Raw genomic sequence first — 23,723 nt, 5'->3', positions numbered from 1 at the left:
GTACGCCGGTTCGGGCACAGCTTCTCATCGCGGGCCACGGAGATTACCGGCCGGTCCGCGCCACCGGCCCGTTCATCAGGCTCCCTTGACGGTCCGGGAGCGTCGACCTAGCCTCGCGCCGACACGTCCAGAGGGGGAGGTCCACGATGGCCGGCTTCACGGACGCCACCGGCAGCAGATCCGCGGGCGGGCCGCTCCAGGTGGAGGCGCACGGCCTCGACGTGATCGGCGACAGCGAGCGCAAGGGCACTCCGCGCACGCTGTTCTGGCCCTGGTTCGGGGCCAATGTCTCGATCCTGGGCCTCAGTTACGGTGCTTTCGCCCTCGGCTTCGGCATCTCCTTCTGGCAGGCGCTGGTGGCCGGCGTGATCGGCATCGTCTTCTCCTTCCTGCTGTGCGGCTTTGTCGCGGTCGCGGGCAAGCGGGGTTCGGCGCCGACCATGGTGCTCGGCCGGGCCGCGTACGGAGTGCGGGGCAGCCGTCTGCCGGCGGTGATCTCGTGGATGCTCACCGTCGGCTGGGAGACCGTGCTCACGGCGCTCGCGACCATGGCCACCGCGACCGTCTTCGAGCGGCTCGGGCACGGCGGCGGCACCGGGACCCAGGTGGTCGCGCTGATCGTCGTCGGCGCGCTGACGGTCGTCGGCGGTGTGATGGGCTTCGACCTGATCATGCGTCTGCAGACCGTGATCACCGTCGTCACCGCCGTGCTGACCGTCGTCTACATCGGGCTGGTCGCCGACCACATCCACTGGCACACGGTGAGCGCCGTGCCGGCCGGGTCCGCGCAGGAGTTCATCGGCGCGCTGGTGTTCATGATGACCGGGTTCGGCCTGGGCTGGGTCAACGCCGCCGCCGACTATTCGCGCTATCTGCCGCGTTCCTCGTCCGGCCGGGGCGTGATCGGCTGGACCACGTTCGGAGCCTCGGTGGCGCCGCTGCTCCTGCTCGTCTTCGGCCTCCTCCTCGCGGGCTCCTCCGACGACCTGAGCAAGGCCGTGGCCCTCGACCCGATCGGCGCGCTCACCACGATCCTGCCCACCTGGTTCCTGGTTCCCTTCGTGGTCGTCGCCGTGCTCGGCCTGGTCGGCGGCGCGGTCCTCGACATCTACTCCTCCGGGCTCGCGCTGCTGTCCGCGGGGCTGCGCGTACCGCGCTATCTGGCGGCGCTCGTCGACGGGGTGCTGATGATGGCGGGCTCCGTGTACATCGTGTTCTTCGCGGACGACTTCCTCGGCCAGTTCATCGGGTTCCTCACCACCCTGGGCGTCCCGGTGGCCGCCTGGTGCGGGGTCATGCTGGCCGACCTGGCGATGCGCCGCCGCGACTACGACGAGGGCGATCTGTTCCGTCGGACCGGCCGGTACGGCGACGTGCCGCTCCAGCCGCTGCTGCTCACCCTCGTCGCCACCGCACTGGGCTGGGGCCTGGTCACCAACTCCGCGGCCGGCTGGCTGGAATGGCAGGGCTACTTCCTCGGCCCGTTCGGTCTGGGCGGCAGGAACGGCGACTGGGCCTACGCCAATCTGGGCGTCCTGGTCGCGCTGACCCTGGGCTTCCTCGGCACCCTGGCTTTCGGTGTCGGCCGCGTGAAGGCCCAGGAGCGACTGGACCCGAGCCCCGCCGCCGGAGCGGAGACCGTGCGCGCGTGAACAGCGGTCCGCGGGGAGGGGACGGTCACCGCGTGGGCGGCGGTCGCACCGGGGAAGAGGGGACGGGCGGCGCGCGGCGCGGGCTGCTCGCCGTCATCGACATGCAGCGCGTCTTCGCCGAGCCCGGCAGCCCCTGGGCCACGCCCCGCTTCGACGAGGCCGCCGACGGCGTACGCCGCCTGCTGCCGGCCTTCGGCGACCGCGTCGTCCTCACCCGCTTCGTCGCTCCCGAGGAGCCGGCCGGCGCCTGGCGGGCGTACTACGACCAGTGGCCCTTCGCGCTCCAGCCACCGCAGTCCCCGCTGTGGGACGTGGTGGACGGGCTCATGGTGCGGGCCGCGCAGCAGGTGGATGCCACGACCTTCGGCAAGTGGACGCCGGAACTGGCCGGGTACCTCGGCACCGGGGGTCCGCTGGTCCTGGCCGGTGTCAGCACGGACTGCTGCGTGCTGTCCACCGCGCTCGCGGCCGCCGACGCGGGAGTCGAGGTCCTCGTGGTGGCCGACGCCTGCGCGGGTGCCGACGACACCACGCACGCCAGGGCACTGCAGGTGATGGACCTGTACCGGCCGTTGATCCGGGTCGTCACCGTGGCCGAGGTGCTCGCCGCCGACCAGTCGTGACCATGGTGCTCACCGCCGATCCGCCGGTGACCGCGGTGCTCTGCGGAGACCGGCCGTGACCGCGGCGTTCGCCGCCGATCCGCCCTGACCGGGTCGCTCCCCGCCCACCTGCCGTGACCGTGGGTGGGGCTCGGGTGCCGGCTTCCCCACCCGAGCCCGCGATCACCGACCCGCCTTCGACCCGGCGACGCCCTCGGTCGAGCCCACGTCAGCTCTCGCGCCTGGCCACTCGCCATTGGATAATGACTATCGCCTCAACAGCGTCAGATTCGTCACCGACTGCGTCGCTCCTCGTGTCGGAGGGAGCCGTTCTGTGACCAGCGTCAGTTCAGCCGAGGGTCGACAACCAATGGCTACCGCAACCCCTGAAGCTGGGTTGGCGGAGGTGCTGCACGCTGCGGTCCGGGAAGCTTTGGCGCGTCTGGAAGCTGTGGCGGCCGGGGTCTACTTCCTGGATGAGGAGCGCAACGAACTCACGCTCGTGATGATTGCAGGCAGCCCCCCGTCGCTGTTCACCGTTCCGGGCCGTATCTGCCTGGATACTTCGGCCGCCTCTACGCGCGCGGTCGCCTTGGGCGAAGCAGCCGAGAACTTGGAAGCTCCAGATCCTGGCGATCCTGATTCTGGCGATGCAGACGAGGAGTACGCGCTGCCGTATCCGTATGCCGCCTTGTCGGCCCCTGCGACGGCGGGGAGTACCCGTTTCGGCGTCATCACCGTCCTGCGTCTTGAAACGCGTCGCCCCTACGACGTCGGCGACCGCACCGAGCTGGAAGGGATCGGTTCCAGGCTGGCCGAGGCGCTCGCCGAACTCGCAGCCGGTGGTGTTGCCATCAGGGCCGGACCCATGCCGATGCTTGCACCCATGGGCCTGGAGACGGATGCCGGCATCAGCACGCCGGGCTGGGGGGTGCCCGGCGTTCCGGGCACATCGGGGACAAGCATGATGTACCCGCTGCGGCGGCTCGCCGATCTGCTCAACCGGGCCACGACCATGGACGACATCGTGGGGGCGGCTCAGTACTGCGTCATGTATCCGTTCGGCGCCCAGGCCCTCGTGCTCGCGTCAGCGAGTGAAGGCCGACTGTGGGTCCTGGGCCACAGTGGGGCATCTCGTGCGATGGCCCGCAGCCTGCACGGCACAGGGCTGGACACCCCGACTCTCGCGGCCAGGGCATTTCGCGGACGCCCGCTGTTCCTGTCCCAAGGCCGGCCTTCGGATGCTGGATCAGAACCGTTCGACGGATCAGCTGAGGCCTACCTTCCTCTCACCGGAAGCAAAGAGCTCATCAGCATCCCAGTCAGCCGAAGCACCGACGTCATCGGCGTCTGCTGCCTTCTGTTCCCAGGCCCTCGTGACTTCCCGCCCGAAGAGAGGGCAGTCCTGAGCATGATGGCCGGGTTGCTGGGAGCCGCGGTAGAGCGAGTCGAGCTGGGGGCGAAGCAGCGTGAAATTGCTGAGTACTTGCAAGTAGGACTCCTGCCGTCGGACCTGCCCGAGACGGAACGTCTGACCACCGCAGCCCGATACCGGCCGGCCACCGCCACGTCCAAGGTGGGGGGTGACTGGTATGACGTGATCAGGCTGTCGGATGAACGGACGGTGCTCGTCGTCGGAGACGTGGAAGGCCACGGTCTGGAGAGCGCCGCCGTCATGGGTCAGGTACGCACCGCGGTGACCGCCTACGCGACTGAAGGTCACCGCCCTGCGGTGGTCCTTGACCGTGCCGGCGGGTTGCTCACGCAGCTAGGGACGCATCTGATCGTGACCTGCTGTGTTGTCGCCCTGGACACGGTGGACGGTGCCGCAGAAGTAGCATTGGCAGGTCACCCCGCTCCGCTGGTCCATCTGCCCGACGGCAGCGTCGGCGCCCTGGACGCACCGTCCAACCTTCCCCTGGGCGTTTCTCCGGACTGCCCGAAGGGCTATCAGGGGCGCGAACACACCATCGAGCCCGGGTCGGTCCTGATGCTGTACTCCGACGGCCTGGTCGACAGGAATGCGGGCGACCCGGAACTGCGTGCACACGCGCTGCTCACGGCTGACAGCGCACAAGCCGACTCCGATCTTCAAAGACTGGCCGACCACATCCTCGCGGGCGTCTCCGCCGGCAGGGAACATCGCGATGACGCGGTCCTGCTCCTCGCCCGCTATGAGGGTGCCGGCACGGACGACACACTGCGGACGGGAAGCCTGCATATCCACCGTCGCGACCTGCAGGGCGCCAAGGCGGCACGAACTTTCGTGGACCACCAACTGTCGTCTTGGGGCCTGGCAGAACTGACAGACACGCTCCAGTTGGTGATCTCCGAGATCGTCACCAACGCCCTCATCCATGCAGGCAGCGACGTTGATGTCCGTCTGAGAGCATTCACAGATCATGTCCGGCTGGAAGTACGCGACTCCGACAGCAACCCGCCGGTTCCTTCGCCTCTCGCCTCCTCCCAGGAGTCCAACTCAGAAGCCGAACACGGCCGGGGCCTGCTCATCGTGGAGGCACTGACTGAACCGTGGAGCAGCTCCCCCAACGGGCGGGGCAAGACGGTCTCACTCAACATGCCCATTCCAGTGGCTGACATCTGACGCTCACAAGTCCGGCGGCCAGATCGCCGGTACGGATGTCCGCAACCAGTCATCTCAATACGACTCCAGATAGGTGGCTCTGGAGGACCTCCCCGAGTCCGCTCTGACCACTGCCCCAGAAACGCTCCGCGCGCATCGTCGAGCAGAGGCAACACAAGCACCACCGCGGCGCACGCCACCCGTCACCGCCGTGCGGCAGCCAGAAGCACGAAGCAGGCAGCGGCTACGGCGTTCGCGCCCCGCCGAGGGCGGCAGGACGGCACCGCGTACCGGGCGCTGCGCGATCTCTTTACGTCTCTGTCATGTCCCTGTAGCTTCCGCCTGCAAGGGCTTTCAGGAACTTTCCGGTTCTTCTTGCAGGGCAACTCCCCACTCCCCGGCTCCCGTTGGAGACCCGCGATGAGACGTAGACCCCCACCCCCGCTGCTGCGCCCGCTCCTCGCCTTCGTGACGGCGCTCGGACTGTTCGGGCTGGTCCCGCCCGGCGACGACCCCGCCCCCATGACGCCCACCGCTGCCGCGTCGAACAGCGCGACCGTCTTCTACTACACCAAGACCAAGAACTGGCCGGCCACGTATCTGCACTACGCGCCCGACGGCGGCTCCTGGACCACGGTCCCCGGCGTGCGGATGGAGACCGCCTGCACCGACTGGGTCAGGACGACCGTCGACCTCGGATCGGCCACCGGACTCCAGGCGACCTTCAACAACGGCAGCGGCACCTGGGACAACAACGGCGGAAGCAACTACGCCCTGGGCACCGGCGACATCACCGTCAAGGACGGGGTGATCGCGCACAGCGACCCGTGCGCCGACGGCGGCACCGGGAGCGGCAACAGGGCCACCGTCTACTACTCGACCGCCGCCTCCGGCTGGACCACCGCCAACATCCACTACGCGCCCGCCGGCGGCTCCTGGACCACCGTCCCCGGCCTCGGCATGGAAGCGGCCTGCACCGGCTGGTGGAAGAAGACCCTCGACATCGGGACGGCCACCTCGCTGAAGGCCGCGTTCAACAACGGCAACGGCGTCTGGGACAACAACAACAGCGCCGACTACACCATCCCCACCGGCGCGACGACCGTGCAGAACCAGAAGGTCACCACCGGCGCCTCGGACCCGTGCGCCGCCGAGGAACCCGACACCGAGGCCCCGACCGCGCCCACGAAGGTCACCGCGAACGCCACCGGCACGTCGGTGGTGGTGAGTTGGGACCCGGCCACCGACAACAGGGCGGTGACGAAGTACCAGGTGACCCGCACCAGCGGCACCCAGGGCACCCTTGTCACCGACGTCGGCTCGACGGTGTGGTCGGACACCGGCCTGGCGGAGAAGACGAGTTACACGTACACGGTGAAGGCCGTCGACGCGGCGGGCAACACGTCGCCCGCCTCGGCCGAGGCCACCGTCACGACCGGCGAGAAGGCCCCCGAACCCGCGGCCGGCACCCCCTTGGGCACCGATCCGCGCAAGGACCCCGTCTACTTCGTCCTCACCGCCCGCTTCTACGACGGCGACAGCTCCAACAACCGCGGCGGCAGCCAGCACGTGAAGTCCGGCAACGCCGCCAACGACGACCCCATGTTCCGCGGCGACTTCAAGGGCCTGGTCGACAAGCTCGACTACATCAAGGCCCTCGGATTCTCCGCGGTCTGGATCACCCCAGTGGTCCTCAACCGCTCGGACTACGACTACCACGGCTATCACGGCTACGACTTCTACAAGGTCGACCCGCGCCTGGAGTCGGCCGGCGCCTCCTACCAGGACCTGATCAACGCGGCCCACGCCAAGGGCATGAAGATCTACCAGGACGTCGTCTACAACCACAGCTCCCGCTGGGGCGCCAAGGGCCTGTTCACCCCGACGGTGTACGGAGTGCGCGACTCCCAGTGGAGCTGGTACTACGACGAGAAGAACGACGGTTTCGAGTACGACGGCCTCACCGTCGAGCCCAAGTCCGGGAAGTCGTACTACAACGGCGACCTGTGGTCGACGGCCGAACCCTCCGGCAACACCTGCGTCAACTGGGGCAAGCCCACCGGAGGCAAGAGCGCCGAGGGCTACACCCTGTACAACTGCCAGTGGCCGAGCCCCACCTCGGGCATGTTCCCGAAGGCGTACTACCACCAGTGCTGGATCGGCAACTGGGAGGGAGAGGACTCCCGTTCCTGCTGGCTGCACGAGGACCTCGCCGACTTCAACACCGAATCGGCACCCGTGCAGAACTACCTGATCGGCGCCTACGACAAGTACATCGACATGGGCGTGGACGGATTCCGCGTCGACACCGCCGTGCACATCCCGCGCGTCACCTGGAACCGCCGCTTCCTGCCCGCCATCCAGGAGCGCGTCACCCAGAAGTTCGGAGCGGAGGCGGCACGGAACTTCTTCGTCTTCGGCGAGGTCGGCGCGTTCGTCAACGACAAGTGGAACCGCGGCTCCGTGAACCACTCCGCGCAGTTCTTCACGTGGAAGGAACGCAAGGAGTACAGCGCCGACGACGCGACCGCGGCCATCGAGCAGTACGACTACGAGGAGCAGCTCGGCACCGGCAACCAGCCCACGTCCGCCAACGCCTTCCTGAGCGGGAACAGCTACCACACCCCGGACCACAGCCAGTTCTCCGGGATGAACATCATCGACATGCGCATGCACATGAACTTCAGCGACGCGCAGAACGCCTACAACAACGGCAAGGACTCGGACGACTCCGTCAACGACGCCACGTACAACGTCGTCTACGTCGACAGCCACGACTACGGCCCCAACAAGTCGAGCACCCGCTACAGCGGAGGCACCGACGCCTGGGCCGAGAACATGTCGCTGATGTGGACCTTCCGCGGCATCCCGACCCTCTACTACGGCTCGGAGATCGAGTTCCAGAAGGGCAAGCAGATCGACTGCGGGCCCACGTGTCCGCTCGCGACCACCGGCCGGGCCTACTACGGCGACCACCTCGCCGGGTCCGTGACGGCGTCCGAGTTCGGCAAGGCCGACTCGGCGAGCGGTGCGGTCGCCACGACCTTGGAGCAGCCGCTGGTCAAACACCTCCAGCGGCTGAACCGGATCCGCCGCGCGATCCCGGCGCTCCAGTCGGGCCAGTACTCCACCGAGGGCATCACCGGCTCGATGGCGTTCAAGCGCCGCTACACCAGCGGGTCGACCGACAGTTTCGCCCTCGTCACCGTCACCGGGGACGCCACCTTCACCGGCATCCCGAACGGCACCTACCGGGACGCCGTCACGGGTGAGGTGAAGACCGTCTCCAACGGCACGCTCACGGTGCCGGCACCGGGGAAGGGCAACCTCCGGGTGTATGTGCTCGACGGTCCCGGCAAGATCGGGAGCGACGGCCCGTACCTGAAGTGACCGTCTCCGTCCGGTGCGACGGAACGCGCGGTACCGAAAGCGAACCCGCACCGCGCCGCGGCGGACGTGCCGGGCCCGGGCCCCGAGGGCCTGGACCCGGCACTCCACGCGGCGCGCGACCGGCTCGGACCGCAGTCCGAGGGCATGCCGCTCCGGCCCGGAAGGGATCACGAGGGTTGCCGCGTACGAGGGTGGGTACGCGTCGGGCGTTGCGCCCGGGAACGATCGTGTCCCGGGTGTCCCGTCCGCGACTATCCGGGATCTGCCATGGACACACCCTCGAACAACCACGACCGGCTCAAGGCCGCCCCGACACCGGCCCAGGAGGCCCTGAACGCCCTCGCCGAGAACACCGAGGACACGGCGGCTCTGGACACACTCGCGGGCAGCGACGTGCTGGTCCCCGTGCCCGACGACGCCGTCGAAGAGGGCATGGCCGACCCCTCGGCCGTGGCGCTGCCCGTCCTGGACCAGCCGGGCGGCGCCCAGGTGGTGCCGGTGTTCACCTCCGAACTGGAGATGGCCGAGCTCCTGCCGTTCGTCTCCCGCTACCGGCTGGTGCCGCTCGGGGCGCTCGCCTCCCAGTGGCCCTCGGGCGACCTGGCGCTCACCATCGACGCCAGTTCGCCGCACGGCCTCACACTCACCTCGGAAGGCGTCCGCACCCTGCTGGCCCGGTCGGCGGACTGAGCCCGCCGACCCGAGACCCTGCCGGGACCCGGGAGCCCGCGGAACCCACGAGCCCAGCGGCCCACGCCACCACACGCGGACCGCTGGGCTCGCGTCGTGGGGCGACGAACCGCGCGCGTGGACGGACATCCACGCGGCGATCGTGGACCTGCTCGCGGGCCATCTACCGGCGACGGACTGAGGGGAGGGCTCTCCCGGGTGGCGCCCGTGGCGGAGCTCTTCGTGGTGCGGCCACGAGGGCCGTTGTCAGCGGCGATTGGCAAGATTGCGGCCATGAATATCGCTCCTGTCACTCCGCCACGGCCGATCGATGTTGTCGCGGTCTTTCCCCAACTGGCCCCGTTGGCCCGCACGGCGACCCGCCTGCACCCCCGCCCTGGGGTGCCGACGTGGCACGACAGCTCGATCGGCGGGCCGCTGCTGTGGCCCGCTGAGGAACCGTGGCCGCACTGCGAGGAACCGCATGTGGTGGATGGCATCAACCCAGCCCAGTCCCCGGCGGATCTGCGGCTGGAACGACGCATCTTCGCCGCCTCGCACGGCCGGGACATGACTCCGGAGGAACGGGAGACTCTCGAGCGGATCCGGCCCCCTCAGACGTATCCCGTGAGGCTGGCGGTCCAGTCGTACGACAGCCCCATAGCCATGCTGCCCGTCGCGCAGCTGTACGTACGGGATGTGCCCGATCTGAGCCCGCCGGAGGGCAAGGACCTTCTCCAGGTTCTGTGGTGCCCCTTCGATCATCCGATCATGCCCAGGACCCTGCTCTTCTGGCGTTCCGCAGCCGCCGTCACCGACATCCTCGACACGCCCCCCGAGCCGCCCGCAGTGCAGTTCGACGGGTATCTACCGGAACCGTGCGTGCTCGAACCGGAGCAGATCACCGAGTACCCCGACCATCTGGAGCTGAGCGAAGAACTGCAGGAGCAGCTCAAGCAGTGGAGTGTGCCGCAGGCAGCAGAGGAAGACATGGACCCGGACACGTACTACGACTGTGTGCTGTCCAACGCACCCGGCTGGAAGGTCGGCGGCTGGCCCGCTTGGAACTCCACCGACCCCAGCCCGCAGCCCTGCTCCGAGTGCGGCACCGGCATGGAGGTCCTGATGACCGTCGCCACGTTTGAGGAAGGGGACGACGCCGGGAACAGCTGGTCTCCGTACCCCCACCCAGGTGCTGGACCGTACCCCGGCCACCGCGGCTACAACGCGACCGGGGTCCAGATAGGCAGCGGCTACCGGCAGCATCTGTTCGTCTGCCCGGCGAAGCCCGAGCATCCACACATCGAGTTGATGACGTAGCCCGTCCGCGGTGTGCGGCCGGGGCGTCACGATGCGGGCATGCCGTGACGCCGGGCGCGCCTGACCACCCGCTGCCACCTCGACCAGGGCCGGCAGCCCGCCGCTCGACCGTCTCGCGGACCCGTTGCCGGGCCGGGCGTCTCCGGCGGTGACTGCGCGACGATTGCGGGACCGGCAGACGATCTGCACGTTCACTCTGCGACGGTAGTTCTTGGTCTTCGCGGTCCGCCCCCTGGTGAACGGAGTCTGGGGGCGAAGCCCGCGGGAATCATAGTTCCCGCACCTCGGCGGAGCTGCTCAGAGCCCTCGAAGTCGGGTGTGGGCTTGTGGCAAGATCGCGGGATGCTGCGACTCACCGATTTCATCATCGACTGTCCGGACACGATGAAGCTGGCGGCTTTCTACTCCGAGGTGACGGGCCGTCCGATCAAGGAAGGCAGCTCCGAGGACTGGGCCGGCATTCAGTTCGGCGAGATCGAGCTGGCATTCATCCGGGTGGACGACTACCGCGCTCCGCAGTGGCCCGACAGCGAGCACCCCAAGCAGTTCCACCTCGACTTCGAAGTGGACGAGATCGAGTCCGAGCAGCGCCGCGTCCTCGACCTCGGCGCGACGCTGAGGAAGGACTTCATCGGCCCCAACGGCTACGGCTGGCGGATCTACACCGACCCGGTCGGCCACCCCTTCTGCCTGTGCCGCAACAAGGGCGTCGTCTGGACCGACGAGGGCCCGGTCTGGCCCAAGCGCGACTGACCGGCTCGGATGAGGTTCGTTGCTGACTGTCGGATCCGGTCGCGTTGATGGTTCATGGCCTGGTGGACGGCCTTGCCGATGGCGTCGGTACTGGTCCGGGCGCTTTGCGGGTGGTCCTGGTACGTCGCCTGGCGCCGGACCAACTCGATGTCATTCGGCTCCGGGCCGCGTGGTGGCAGGTGGAACAGCTCCAGCCCGATCTTGGTCGGCTGCTCGCGGCGGCGGCCCTGGGGGGCCGCAAACGTGCCCTCGACCGCTCCCGCAGTGCCTCGAACCCCGGCCCGTACGCGCCATCCGAACGGCAGCAGGCCCGGGCCGAACGTCGGCAGGCCACCGGCCTGCCGACACGGGCCGGCGATGACGGGCATCACACCGGCATGACGTGATGACTCTTAGTCGTGCAGCATCCGGGCGAGGACCGCCCGCTGCAGCGGGCGCACCTCGGAGTGGAGGTCGCGTCCCTGCCGGGTGAGCGCCACCCAGACGCCGCGGCGGTCCTCCTGGCAGACGGTGCGCTCCACCAGGCCTTCCTTCTCCAGCCTGCCGATCAGCCGGGACAGGGCGCTCTGGCTCAGGTGGACCTGGCCCGCGATGTTCTGGACCCGGCACAGCTCGCCGGGCTCCGCGACGCGGGAGGCGAGGATGTCGAGGACCTCGAAATCGCTCGCGCCGAGGCCGTGAGGATGCAGCGCGCGGTCGATCTCACACATCGTGCGCGCGTGGACCGCGAGGATGTCCCGCCACTGGTCTTCCAGCCGGGCGTCGGACGTTTCCGTTGCCATAACTGAACGGTAACAGAGATCCGGCCATTCGTTGACCGTGCAACTAGTGCCGATGCATTCAAACGGGGATTTCGTGCACGGCCTTCTTCACGCGCCTTCCGGGCGCCCGGCGACCGCCGGTCAGGCGGCCGGATCCTGCACGAGCCCGACCAGGTTGCCGTCCGCGTCCTTCACGAAGGCGATGAGCTTGCCGCCGCCCACGTCCTGGACGTCCTGAAGGGTTTCCGCCCCGGCGCCGAGCAGCCCCTTCAGCGTCGCCCTGAGGTCGGAGACGTGCCAGTACGGAACCGGTCCCGTCATGCCCTTGGCGTGACCGTTGGGGTCGAGGCCGACCTCCTGCCCCGCGGTCCGAAAGCCCACGTAGTAGGCCTCGTCGGCGTAGGGCTCCACGCCGAGCAGAGCGGTGAACAGCGCCTTGGACTGCGTGAGGTCCTTGACGGGATAGACGATGGTCTTGAGACCGTCGGTCATGACGACTCCTTCGTGGTACGTGTCCTGCGTGCGGTGCCCGTCGCCTACGGGGGCGCTCCGAGCGCCGGCGGTGCTCCCGCCGACGCCTTCACGCTAGATCGCCGCGGTCCCGGGCGGCTTCTCGAATCCTGACCGGTCGCGCCGGGGCGGGCCGCGGAGCCGTCCCCGGCGCGACCGACGGCCGTCGGCGTCAGGTCGACTCGCGCCGCACCAGCTCCGTCGGCAGGATCACCGCCGCGGGATCCTCGCCCCCGATCTCGGCCAGCAGCACCCGCACCATCTCGGCGCTGATGCGGTCCCAGGGCTGGCGGATCGTGGTGAGGGCCGGGCTGGACGCGGTGGCGGCGGGGGAGTCGTCGAAACCGCCCACGGCCACGTCCTCCGGGACCCGGCGGCCCGCCCGGTGCAGGGCGGTCAGCACCCCCTGTGCCATCAGGTCCGAGGCGACGAACACCGCGTCCACGTCGGGTACCTGCTCAAGGAGCCGCTCGGCCGCCGCCTCGCCGCTTGCCCGGCTGTAGTCGCCGGAGACGACGAGGCGGTCGTCGGCCTCGATGCCCGCCTGGGAGAGCACCTCCCGGTAGCCGGCCAGGCGCTCGACGCCGCCCGGTGTGTCGAGCGGACCTGTGACGGTGCCGATCCGGCGCCGCCCGGTCGACAGCAGATGGGCGACCATGTCGCGGGCGCCGTCCCGGTCGTCGGCGGCGACATAGCTGACCCTGGACCCCAGACCGATCGGCTTGCCGCAGGCGACCAGCGGCACCCCCGCCTCACGCAGTTCCTCGGCGACCGGGTCGCCGGAGTGGCTGGAGACCAGCAGCACCCCGTCGACATGTCCGGCGGTGATGTACCGCGTGATGCGGCGCCGCTCGTCCTCGGTGCCCGCGAGCATCAGCAGCAGGGGCACGTCGTGCGCGGCGAGCGCCTGGGTGCAGCCGCGCAGCAGGACGTTGAAGTTGGGGTCCTCGAAGAACCGCTCCTGCGGTTCGGTCAGCAGGAAGCCGATCGAGTCGGAGCGTCCGGTGATCAGGGAGCGGGCGTGCCGGTTCACGACGTAACCCGTCCTGCGGATGGCGGCGTTGACCGCCTCCTGCGCCGAGGGGCTGACGTAGTGTCCGCCGTTGAGCACCCGTGACACCGTGCCCCGCGACACTCCTGCCTCGCGGGCGACGTCGTGGATCGTCGGCGGCTTGCGCCGGCCCCCCGTGTTGCTCATGGTCACGACTTTACGGCTCCTGACAGCAGATCGAGGCTCCAGAAGCGCTGGATGATCAGGAAGAGCGCGATCAGCGGGAGGACGGCGAGCATGGCTCCGGTGATCACGAGGGTGTACAGCGCCGGGGTGTTGGAGCCCTGTTCGAGGAGGGTGAACAGTCCGAGCGTGATCGGGAACTTCTCGTCGTCGCTGAGCATGATGTAGGGGAGCAGGAAGTTGTTCCACACGGCCACGAACTGGAACAGGAACACCGTCACCAGCCCCGGCACCATCATCGGCAGCGCGATGCGGGTGAAGATCCGCCACTCGCTCGCTCCGTCCATCCGGCCGGCCTCGACCACGTCACCGGGCACGGCCGCGGCGGCGTAGATCCGCGCCAGATAGATGCCGTACGGGGAGAGGACGAGGGGGAGCAGGACGGAGGCGTACGAGTCGGTGAGGTCGGCCTTCGCCAGTAGCAGGTACTGGGGGATGGCGAGGATCACCGGAGGCATCAGCACCCCTGCCATCAGGACGCCGAAGACGGTTTCGCGGCCGCGGAAGCGGTAGATCGCGAGCCCGTATCCGCTGAGCGCGGAGACGGCTGTCGACAGCAGGGCGCCGAGACCGGCGTACAGGGCGGAGTTGCCCATCCACCTCCAGTAGATGCCCTCGCGGTAGGCGCCGAGGTCCCGCAGGTTCTGGGTGAAACCCGTGCCCGGCAGGAACGTGAACGTCGAGAACAGCTCACGGCCGGACTTGGTGGAGGCGATCACCACCCAGGCCACGGGCAGCAGACAGTAGAGGGCGCCGAGCAGCAGCGTCAGTGTCGGCACCAGGGCGATCCGGCGGCGCAGCGGCGGGCCCTGGGCGGTCCCCGGTGTCGTACCGGCGGCCGGTGCGGCCTTGCGGACGGCGAGAGAACTCATCGTGCTTCCCCCTGCTTGGTACGGGAGTTGGCGGCGCGCAGGAAGCCGAACGACAGGACCAGGGTGACCAGGGCGATGATCACGGCCTCGGCGGCCGCCGCGTGGATGTCGCCCGCGCCGAACGCGTCCCGGTACACCTTCATCAGCGGACTCCAGGTCGTGGAGACGGAGTTGGTGAGCGGCTTGAGGGTGGTCGGCTCGCTGAACACCTGGAGCGTCGCGATGATCGAGAAGAAGAAGGTGAGGATCAGGGAGGGCGCCACCATCGGAATCTTGATCCGCAGCGCGATCTGCAGCGGCGAGGCGCCGTCCAGCTTCGCCGCCTCGTACACCTCGGCCGGGATGGCCCGCAGCGAGGTGTAGATGACGATCATGTTGAAACCGGTGCCGCCCCAGACGGCGATGTTGGACAGGGCCAGGTACAGCGGCCCGCCGTCCAGCAGGTTCGGCTGCGGCATACCCAGCCTGTCCAGGACGAAGTAGAAGGGGCTGACGTCCGGGAGGTACAAAAAGCCCCACAGCAGTGCGGCGACGACGCCCGGAATGGCGTACGGCAGGAAGATCGCGAGCCGGGTGACCGGGGCGAGCCGCACCTTGTCCGTGTCGAGCATCAGCGCGAAGAGCAGGGCGAGGCCGAGCATCACCGGGATCACGATGGCGCCGTAGCCGAGGACCCGCAGCGCCCCGTCGAGCAGTTCGCTGTCGGTGAGGGCGTCGGTGTAGTTCTCCAGGCCCGCCCAGATCTCCGTGCGGGCGCCGGAGCCCAGCCCCAGCCCCTTGACCTGGACCTTGTGCAGGCTCAGCCAGATCGCATAGCCGATGGGCAGGGCGGAGAACAGGACGAAGAGAACCGTCGCGGGGAGCAGGAAGAAGTAGGGGGCGGAGCGCGCTCGTTCGCGGGCGGTGGTGCGGGACGGGAGGGCGTACGGGGCCCCTTCGGCCCCGTACGGCTCCCGGTGTGCCGTGGTCACTGAGCGACCCCGAAGCCCTGCTTCTTCAGGTCGGCGACCGTGGTGTCCTGCATCGTCGTCAGGGCGGCGCCGAAGTCGGACTTGTTCTTGGCGGCGGCGCCGAAGGCGTCGTTGAAGGACGTGTAGGCGACGTTCACGTTCGGGCCCCACGCGGACGGCGCGGTGGTCTTCGCGATCTCGGAGGCCTTGGTGTAGAAGTCCGGCTGGTTGGAGAAGAAGGCCGGCGGCTGGGTGAACGCGTCACTGAGCTGCGCGCTGGTGGAGGCGGGGTAGATGCCGCCCTCCTTGGCCATCGCGGCCACCGCCTTCGGGTCGGTGTTCAGCCACGCGGCGAACTTCGCGGCGGCGGCCCGGTGCTTGGAGTCCGTGGTGACGGCCGTCGAGGAGCCCCCCCAGCTGCCGGTGACGTCGTCGCTGTCCGACCACTGCGGCAGCGGTGCCATCGCCCACTTGCCCTTGGTGTCGGGAGCGGCGGTGGTCAGGGTGCCCGGTGCCCACACCGCGCTCACCCAGGCGATCTGCTTGCCGGTGTTCAGGGCCTTGTTCCAGGCCGGCTGGTACATCGGCTGGTTGTCGATCACGCCCTCCTTGACCAAGCCGCCCCAGAAGTCGGCGACCTTCCGGGTCGCCGCGTCGTCGATGCCGACCTTCCACTTGTCGCCGGAGGTGGTCCACCACTTCGCTCCCGCCTGCTGGGCGAGTCCCGCGAACAGGCCGGAGTCGTTGGCGGAGAAGGTGGTCAGGGCCTTGTCCGGTGCCTTCTTCTTCAGCGCGCGCGCCGTCTCGGCGAACTGCTCCCAGGTCGTGGGGACGGTCAGGCCGTACTTCTTGAAGAGGTCCTCGCGGTAGTAGAACATCATCGGGCCGATGTCCTGCGGGATCGCGTACACCGCGTCCGAGCCCAGGGTGGTCTGCTGCCAGACGCCGTCGGCGAACTTGCTCTTCGCGCCGTCCACGTCCCCCGATATGTCGGCGAGGGCGTCATTGCTGACGAGGGTCGGCAGCGTCTGGTACTCGGCCTGGACCAGGTCGGGGGCCTTGTGCGCTTTGTGCGCGGTGAGGATCTTGGTGACGAGCGTGTCGCCCGACGCCTGCTTCTTCACCGTGACGGTGATCTGCTGCTCCTTGCCGGGCCCCTTGTTCCAGAGGTCCACGACCTTGTCCATGCCCGGGGCCCAGGTCCAGTACGTCAGCGACGCGGGCCCGGACTCGGCCTGGCTGTCCTTCGAGTCCTCCGAGCCGCATGCGGCGAGCGCGGTGGCGCCAAGGACGGCGGCGACGGTGGTGGCACCCCATCGACGGAGCCGGCTGTGCTGCGTGTTGGGCATGGATCGTTCTCCCCTGACCTGGGTCCCCGCCCGCTGCGGAGACCTGCGGTGTTCCCTGGCCGCTCGCCGCCCAGGCGCTCGGGCCGATGGTCGAAAGGCGCGGCCGCGCCCGGCCCACGGGGCCGGCGCGCGCTCACACCCACGACACCGGCGCGCCCGTCGGCTCCGGTGCGGTGCTTCTGTGAGCGTTCACAGTAGAGAAACATCCTCGACACTTGTCAATGGTTGTTGCTGTGCGGTTATGTTGGCCTCGCGCCACTGAGCACGTGTGTGCACGTTCCCAAATGATCGACACATCGGGAGAGATCCATGCCGGAGACCACCCCCAAGGGCCTCACCGGGCTCGCCTTCGGTGGGGACTACAACCCCGAGCAGTGGCCGGAAGACGTACGCCACGAGGACGTCCGGCTGATGCGCGAGGCGGGCGTCACGATGGTGAGCGTCGGGATCTTCTCCTGGGCCCTGCTCGAACCGGCCCCGGGCACCTACACATTCGGCTGGCTCGACCGCCTGCTCGACCTGCTCCACGACAACGGCATCCGCGCCGACCTGGGCACACCCACCGTCGCGCCCCCCGCCTGGTTCTACCGGGAACACCCCGACGCGCTGCCCGTGGCCGCCGACGGCACCCGCTACGCGTTCGGCTCACGCGGCGCCATCTGCCACAGCAACACCCACTACCGGGCCGCCGCCGCGAACATCACCACCCGGCTCGCCACCCGCTACGCCGACCACCCCGCACTCGCCCTGTGGCACGTCCACAACGAATACGGCGTCCCCGTCTCGGCCTGCTACTGCGAGTCCTGCGCCGCGCACTTCCGGCGCTGGCTCACCCGCACCTACGGCACCGTCGAGGCACTCAACGAGGCCTGGGGAACCGCCTTCTGGGGACAGCGCTACGCGGACTTCGGCCAGATCGACCCGCCGCGCGTCACCCCGACGGTCGGCAACCCGGCCCAGGCCCTGGACCACCGCCGGTTCGCCGACGAGACCATGCGCGAGAACTTCGTCGCCGAGCGCGACATCCTGCACCGCCTCGCCCCGGGCATCCCCGTCACCACCAACTTCATGACCGCGCTGAGCCAGTGCGACTCCGTCGACTACTGGGCCTGGGGCCGCGAGGTCGACCTCGTCACCAACGACCACTACCTGATCACCGACGGCCGACGCACCCACGTGAACCTCGCGATGGCCGCCGACCTCACCCGCTCGGTCGCCGGCGGCGCGCCCTGGCTGCTGCTCGAACACTCCACGTCCGGCGTCAACTGGCAGCCCCGCAACCCCGCCAAGGCCCCCGGCCAGATGGCCCGCAACTCCCTCGCACACGTGGCGCGCGGCTCCGAGGGAGCCATGTTCTTCCAGTGGCGCCAGTCCCGGCGCGGCGCCGAGAAGTTCCACTCGTCGATGCTGCCGCACGCGGGCACCGACTCCCGGGTGTGGCGCGAGGTCCTCGAACTCGGGGCGTCCGTCGACGCGCTGGCCCCGGTCAAGGGCACCCGCACCGTCGCCGACGCAGCCGTGCTCTGGGACTGGCACTCCTGGTGGGCACAGGGCCTCCAGTGGCGCCCCAGCGAGGACCACGACGCCCGCGAACGCGCCGACGCCTTCTACGAGGCGCTCTACGACCGCCACCTCACGGTCGACTTCGCCCACCCGGAAGCCGACTTGTCGGCCTATCCCCTTGTCGTCGTTCCCGCTCTCTACCTGATGACGGAGGCGGCCGGGAACAACCTCAGGGAGTACGTCGAAAGCGGCGGCACCCTCGTCGTCTCGTACTTCTCCGGCATCGTCGACGAACACGACGCCGTGCACGCGGGCCCCTACCCGGGCGCCCTGCGCGACGTACTCGGCCTGACCGTCGAGGAGTTCTCGCCCCTCCTCGCGGGGGAGCGCACCCGGATCACCGGCCCCGACGGCTCCGAACTCACCGGTGACGTGTGGACCGAGTTCGTCGTGCCGCGCGGCGCCGAGACCGTCTGGACGTACGCCGACGGACTCACCGCGGGCCACCCGGCCGTCACCCGGAACCGCCTCGGCCAGGGCTCTGCCTGGTACGTGTCGACGCGCCTCGGCACCCAGGGCCTGGACGCCCTGCTCGGCCGGGCGACCGACGACGCACGCATCGCGCCCCGCGCCGAACTGCCCCGTGACGTCGAAGTGGTGCGCCGCACGGGCGAGTCGGGCACCTACCTCTTCGCCGTCAACCACACGTCCACCGATACCAAGGTGCCGCTCGACGCGCACGGCACGGAACTGCTGACCGGCGAACGCGCCGCGGGCCGGCTCGCGGTTCCCGCGGGCGCCGTCCGGGTCGTCCGGCTCGACGACTGAGCGCGACCGCCGTCCAGGTCCGCGGTCCGTTCGCCGAGCACGACCGTGGACCGGGTCCGGGGCCCCGCCCGTTGGGTATCACCGCAGGCCGGGGCCGCGTTCCGCTCGCCGGTTACGACGGCCGTGCGGGTCCGCGGCCCGCCGCCGGGCACCACCGCCGGCCGGGGCCGGGGCCGGGGCCGCGGCCCGATGGCCGGGCAGCATCGCCGTACTGCCGCTCGCGCCCGAAGCGCGGAGCGCAGGCCTCGACAAGGTCGAACACAGCGGACTCGGGGCTCAACTCGAGCCGATCGCTTGCGGGTAGTCGAAGAAGCCGGTCGGGTCGTACTTCCGCTTCACCTTGACCAGACGGGGGTAGTTCGCGCCGTAGTAGGCCTCCCGCCAGTTCTTCAGCGTCGGGTCGGGGAAGTTCTGGTACGCCTGGTCGGGCGCCTTGCGGGGGAAGATGTCGTCGTAGAACTGCTTGAGCCAGTGGAGGTTGGCCTCGGCGACGTCGGGGCGGTCGTAGTCCGCCCACGAGGTCTCGGCGGCGAAGACGAAGAGGTCGTTTCGGTGCACGAACGCGGTCGCGTCCGGCGGTACCTCGTTGATCTCACCGCCGAGGGCGAACATGGCGAACCCGGCTCCGTCCTCGTTGTTGCTGCCGGGCCATTCCAGCAGGCGCTCGGCCGCCGCTCCGACCTGCTGATCGGTCAGGAGAGTTCGGGAGTCCAGGATCGCCGATTTGGTGGCAAAGCGGTCGATCGGTGTGGTGGCGCTCAGCAGTTCGCTCGCCTCACCGGGCGTGACCTGACGAACGGAAGCGCTGTTGCGGTCGCGCTCCTCGGTCGTGCCGATCTTGAGCAGCGGGTCGAGGATGGCACGCAGTTCCTGGACGGTGCCGTAGAACTGGCCGATCGCGTTGACGTTGGCATTCGCATGGATCTGCGTCCGGGCCGTCCCGCTGGTGCCGATGCCCAGACGCAGATGGAACCGGCCGTCGCCCACGGTGTCCTGGGCGATGCGCTGCGCGGCGGCGAGTACCGGTAGTACGGAGTCCAGGCTCCAGCGGAGCTGGTAGAAGCCCACGGTGCCCTCGAACTGCTCGTACTGGAAGGTGAACGAGGTGTGGACGCCGAAGTTGTTGCCGGCTCCGCCGCGGCAGGCCCAGAACAGGTCGGGGTGCGCATCCTCGTCGGCCTCGACCGTGCGTCCGTCGGCGAGCACGACGGTTGTGCCGATGAGCCGGTCGCAGGTCAGCCCGAACATCTTGTCGCTGAAGCCGATACCGCCGCCGAGCACCAGCCCCGCGACCCCGACGCTGGGGCAACGACCGGTCGGCACGAACATGCCGTGGTCCTCCAACAGGGGATGCAGGTCGCCATTGGTGACACCGGCGCCCACGGTGACGGTACCCGCGTCGTGCACGACCTTCATCGGCCCGTAGACCCGGGAGCGGGCACCGCCCGGCGCCGGGGTGGAGACGATGCTCTTCATGCGGGCCATGTTCAGCAGCAGGCCCGTGGTGGTCGAAAACCCGGCGTAGTTGTGTCCCAGCCCGGTGCGAGGCACGGCGGGCAGCCCCACCGAGCGAGCCCAGCGGATCGCTGCCGACACGTCCTCGGTGGTCGCGCAGGCGACGATGCCGGCAGGTCGAATTCCGGCGTACCTGTGGTTGAACGGCAAGGCCAGCGACTCGTATTCGGAGCCGTTCGGCCGGTAGAGCGTGGCCCCCGGGGACAGCGCATCGGCCAGCCGCTTCCAGTCCCGAGCGCCGACCGGCCCCGCCGCCTCAGCTGCCGCAGCCGCACTGTCCGGTGCCTGCAGTCCCAGCGTGCCGGCGACGCCGCCCAGCACACCTGCCCGCAGCACGTCCCGCCTGTCGATCACAGTGACCTACCCTCACGCAGCGGTCGCAGACTCGTCCTGCGACTCCGTCGGCCAGTTCACTGGTCGTCGACCGGTGCCATCCCCGTCTGTCGTCCACTCGCCGGACCCACCACGCGAAAGGACGAGAGACGCACCGCCGAACAGCTCAGACACCGGTACCGCCGGCCCGTCGAACGCACCATGGCCCGGCTCGCCGGATGCCGACGCCTTCACCGCCGCTACGGACGTGCCGCCGGCGCCTTTGCCATGCGGTTCTCGGCAAAGGCGCCGACGGCTTCCCGGACGTCCACAGGACGGGTGTCGTTTCAGTGCCCCTGCGGCTGGTCCCGTCGTGTCGGCTGCAGCGCGTTGGCGAACACGTAGTCGCCGACGTTGGTGCCGATCTCCCTGCCGTCCTCGGCGTCCCAGCGGAAGTGCACGCCCAGATAGAGCCGGCTGAACTCGCCCTCCTCGGCGACCTGGCTGAAGCTGTTGATCCGGCGGTACGACTCGAGGGTGTGCGGGTCCTCGGAGTGCGCGATGAACGAGACGTCGTCACGCTTGAAGAAGTGCTGCATCGCAGTTGCCCAAGCAGCCGTGAAGTTGGCGTGCCCGGAGGTCCAGGCGACGAAGCACGGGGTGAACGGTGCCCCTGAACGGTCCGCGCTGAGAGGTTCCCAGGTCGCGTTCGGGCCGCCCGTCGCCCGGATCGCGGACACCGGGCGCCACTCGTTGATCGGGGAGTCGAACTTGCTGTCCCAGGCCGCGATTCCGGCATCCGCCAACGACAGCGCCGACAGCGCGAACAAGTGGGTGGTCTCGTACGTGTCGAGCTTGAACTTCTTGGCGATGGTCCCGGTCAGTTCGAGCAGTTGTCCCGGGGGGTGGTAGGTGCCGTTCAGGTCATGGTCCCAGAACCAGCCGATGACGGTCTGTTCGTGGGTGCGCTCGGTGGAGTCGACGGCACCGACCCGTCGTACCTCGTCGACCTGGGCTGCGTACTCCGGGCTGGCCACCAGATCGGCGTAGTTCGTGAAGCCGCGCAGGGTGGGAGGCCGGAACTGCGAGCCGGAGCGGAGCACGAACGGCTTCACCTTGCCCCAGTTCGGGGTCACCGCGTCGCTCGGCTGCTTGCAGGCCCCTTCGTCAGCCGTCGCCTCCTCACCCGTCGGCCGCCAGGCTCCAGGTGTGGTGGTGTCGCCGCTGTAGACGTCCGGGTTGTCCGAACCGTCGCCCGCGCGGGCTTTGTTGATCTGCTTCACCACGGGGTCGACCACCAGGCGGTCGAGGGGGTCGTAGGAGTGGGGGGAGCGGCCGGTCCGGGCCCGGTACTGGGCGTCGATGTAGGCCTGATCGCCCGGGTACAGCTGCGAGATGATCCGGTACGCCGTGCGGTCGATCAGCCGCTCCTCCTCGTCCGGACCTGGTCGCGAGTGTTTGTCGGCGTACTTCAGCGGCCGACTGAGGTACGGCTCGTACTTCAGGGTTCCGTACGTGTACTGATAGGCGCTCTCCGCGTTGTAGATCGCCGCGAAGACCATTGCCCCGGACCGGGAGAGTTTGCCGGGCGAGGCGTCCCAGCCCCGCGCATTGCGGAACGTCTGGAGCAGGACCTTGTTCCAGTACTGCGTCGGATCGTCCTTGTGCCCGGTCGCGGCGGCGGCCGGTGGCTCGCCGGCCGCCACCGGACTCAGCCCGGCGAGCAGGGCACCGGCCACGACGGCGGCCCGTAGGCGTCCCTGGCGCCCGCCGAAACGGGACTTCAAGCGCGGGAGCGCAGACTGCACGGCCGACCGACGGCCATGATGCGGATTGAGAGACACGGCATTCCTTTCGATGTCGCCGATGAACAGCGGCAGCGTAATGTCGGATATCTTAAAATTAAGATCAACCACGCCGATATGCCGTGTATCTCGTGTGACTTTAGAATTTACGCGGAAGTGCCCATCCAGTCATGATGGACAGTAGAACCGAGTTGCGATCGCCCAGGCGTGGAGATCTCACTTGTCCGAGCGATTTCCGGATCCATGGAAGAGCGGCCGCCCGACACCGACTCCATGGAGAAAGCGCGCCCACTCGGCACGTCGGCCGCCCGGGGTCGCGATCGGGACCGATCTCCAGCGATCTGCGGCTGGAATATCAGTTGGGATGGGTGTCGCTGGATCCCCTGTCGAATCCGTCGACAAGGCAGTATTTTGTCACCTTGTATCCGACAATGTATTTCTCCCGCTCCGCCACGTATTCCTGAATGTAGGACGCGTTGCTGTGGAAGGTGAATGCCGCCTCGTCGCGATAGAGTTCGTATTGGACTCGATCGATTCCGCCGCCGACGGGCTGATTCTCCGTGTATACCAAGGTGTTGGGCTCGTGGGCTTGAATTTTAGGGACCGTACGCGCCACGAGCCTGTCGTACGCGCGGGCCGCCGCGGCGTCCTTGAGATAGAGCTCGACCACCAGCGCGAATCCCGAGGACTTCGCGCAATCATCCGCGGCGTGGACACTCTTGGATGTGGCACGTGTTGAACGGTCGGCTCTCTCGGCGGCGTACGCCGACGACTGTGCGAGCGCTGTTCCTGCGAGGATGCCGGCAGCGGTGACGGCGGCGAGAACCCTCGAACGGGCCCTCGCGCCATAAGGCGCAGCCGTTCGGATATGCTTCACCGGGGTGGAATTATTCGTAAGCACATTATCTCCTCTTTGCGGCGTGATGATGGTGTTTACCTTTCAAGGTGTCAGGAGTGGGGAATGGCGGCTGCATGAGTGCACCGATTCCCGAAGTAGGACATCGCGGTAACACGATGACGTGAGGGATCACCCGCGCAGCCGACCTGCGCGGGGTCTTGGCCCGTGGCTCCAGCACTGTCTACTGCTCGTCCGTCGGACCTCCGCGCGCCACAA

At 68.8% G+C, this 23,723-nt stretch carries 18 protein-coding genes; 9 read left to right on the top strand and 9 right to left on the bottom strand.

What is annotated here, in order from left to right; all coding sequences use genetic code 11:
• Positions 1–146 precede the first annotated feature (146 nt).
• From ACSYGO_RS06800 to ACSYGO_RS06765, 8 genes are all read left to right on the top strand, one after another.
• Positions 147–1,652, top strand: a complete 1,506-nt coding sequence (locus ACSYGO_RS06800; protein ID WP_460386109.1) for a purine-cytosine permease family protein — start codon at positions 147–149, stop codon at positions 1,650–1,652.
• A 32-nt stretch (positions 1,653–1,684) separates the two neighbouring features.
• Entirely contained in the window at positions 1,685–2,275 is a 591-nt protein-coding gene (locus ACSYGO_RS06795) for a cysteine hydrolase family protein (protein WP_460386108.1), read from the top strand.
• A gap of 349 nt (positions 2,276–2,624) precedes the next feature.
• Entirely contained in the window at positions 2,625–4,859 is a 2,235-nt protein-coding gene (locus ACSYGO_RS06790) for an ATP-binding SpoIIE family protein phosphatase (protein ID WP_460386107.1), read from the top strand.
• A 399-nt stretch (positions 4,860–5,258) separates the two neighbouring features.
• Positions 5,259–8,228, top strand: coding sequence for a carbohydrate binding domain-containing protein (locus tag ACSYGO_RS06785; protein WP_460386106.1), 2,970 nt, complete (start codon positions 5,259–5,261; stop codon positions 8,226–8,228).
• 267 nt (positions 8,229–8,495) lie between these two features.
• Entirely contained in the window at positions 8,496–8,918 is a 423-nt protein-coding gene (locus ACSYGO_RS06780) for an SseB family protein (RefSeq protein WP_426679149.1), read from the top strand.
• A 273-nt stretch (positions 8,919–9,191) separates the two neighbouring features.
• Entirely contained in the window at positions 9,192–10,217 is a 1,026-nt protein-coding gene (locus tag ACSYGO_RS06775) for a hypothetical protein (protein WP_426679148.1), read from the top strand.
• 342 nt (positions 10,218–10,559) lie between these two features.
• Positions 10,560–10,970 carry a VOC family protein gene (locus ACSYGO_RS06770; protein ID WP_460386105.1) on the top strand — a complete coding sequence of 137 codons (411 nt, stop codon included), beginning with the start codon at positions 10,560–10,562 and terminating at the stop codon, positions 10,968–10,970.
• A gap of 47 nt (positions 10,971–11,017) precedes the next feature.
• Positions 11,018–11,356, top strand: coding sequence for a hypothetical protein (locus ACSYGO_RS06765; protein WP_426679146.1), 339 nt, complete (start codon positions 11,018–11,020; stop codon positions 11,354–11,356).
• A gap of 6 nt (positions 11,357–11,362) precedes the next feature.
• Here the strand turns inward: ACSYGO_RS06765 and ACSYGO_RS06760 are convergent, their stop codons facing one another.
• The 6 genes from ACSYGO_RS06760 to ACSYGO_RS06735 form a co-directional block, all read right to left on the bottom strand.
• Positions 11,363–11,752 carry a MarR family winged helix-turn-helix transcriptional regulator gene (locus tag ACSYGO_RS06760; protein ID WP_426679145.1) on the bottom strand — a complete coding sequence of 130 codons (390 nt, stop codon included), beginning with the start codon at positions 11,750–11,752 and terminating at the stop codon, positions 11,363–11,365.
• A 120-nt stretch (positions 11,753–11,872) separates the two neighbouring features.
• Complete coding sequence (locus ACSYGO_RS06755; RefSeq protein WP_426679144.1) at positions 11,873–12,223, bottom strand: VOC family protein; 351 nt, start codon at positions 12,221–12,223, stop codon at positions 11,873–11,875.
• 190 nt (positions 12,224–12,413) lie between these two features.
• Positions 12,414–13,445, bottom strand: a complete 1,032-nt coding sequence (locus ACSYGO_RS06750; RefSeq protein WP_426679143.1) for a LacI family DNA-binding transcriptional regulator — start codon at positions 13,443–13,445, stop codon at positions 12,414–12,416.
• Positions 13,442–14,347, bottom strand: a complete 906-nt coding sequence (locus tag ACSYGO_RS06745; protein WP_426679142.1) for a carbohydrate ABC transporter permease — start codon at positions 14,345–14,347, stop codon at positions 13,442–13,444. Before ACSYGO_RS06745 ends, ACSYGO_RS06750 begins: the two co-directional genes overlap by 4 nt.
• Complete coding sequence (locus ACSYGO_RS06740) at positions 14,344–15,318, bottom strand: carbohydrate ABC transporter permease (protein WP_460386104.1); 975 nt, start codon at positions 15,316–15,318, stop codon at positions 14,344–14,346. Before ACSYGO_RS06740 ends, ACSYGO_RS06745 begins: the two co-directional genes overlap by 4 nt.
• Positions 15,315–16,646, bottom strand: coding sequence for an ABC transporter substrate-binding protein (locus ACSYGO_RS06735; protein WP_460386103.1), 1,332 nt, complete (start codon positions 16,644–16,646; stop codon positions 15,315–15,317). The genes ACSYGO_RS06740 and ACSYGO_RS06735 overlap by 4 nt, the downstream gene beginning before the upstream one ends.
• A 309-nt stretch (positions 16,647–16,955) precedes the next feature.
• On the opposite strand from ACSYGO_RS06735, the gene ACSYGO_RS06730 reads away from it, so the two are divergent.
• On the top strand, positions 16,956–18,977 hold the full coding sequence (locus ACSYGO_RS06730; protein WP_460386102.1) for a beta-galactosidase: 2,022 nt from the start codon (positions 16,956–16,958) through the stop codon (positions 18,975–18,977).
• A gap of 276 nt (positions 18,978–19,253) precedes the next feature.
• Here the strand turns inward: ACSYGO_RS06730 and ACSYGO_RS06725 are convergent, their stop codons facing one another.
• From ACSYGO_RS06725 to ACSYGO_RS06715, 3 genes are all read right to left on the bottom strand, one after another.
• Positions 19,254–20,846, bottom strand: coding sequence for an FAD-binding oxidoreductase (locus ACSYGO_RS06725; protein WP_460386101.1), 1,593 nt, complete (start codon positions 20,844–20,846; stop codon positions 19,254–19,256).
• Positions 20,847–21,151: 305 nt separating this feature from the next.
• The gene (locus tag ACSYGO_RS06720; protein WP_460386100.1) at positions 21,152–22,591 is read right to left on the bottom strand and encodes a vanadium-dependent haloperoxidase; all 1,440 of its coding nucleotides are present in this window, start codon (positions 22,589–22,591) and stop codon (positions 21,152–21,154) included.
• A 373-nt stretch (positions 22,592–22,964) separates the two neighbouring features.
• On the bottom strand, positions 22,965–23,510 hold the full coding sequence (locus ACSYGO_RS06715; protein WP_460386099.1) for a hypothetical protein: 546 nt from the start codon (positions 23,508–23,510) through the stop codon (positions 22,965–22,967).
• Positions 23,511–23,723 lie beyond the last annotated feature (213 nt).

Source organism: Streptomyces krungchingensis (assembly GCF_054729265.1).
Note: the sequence above shows the minus strand (reverse complement) of the source record. Positions and strands in the feature narration are given on the sequence as shown.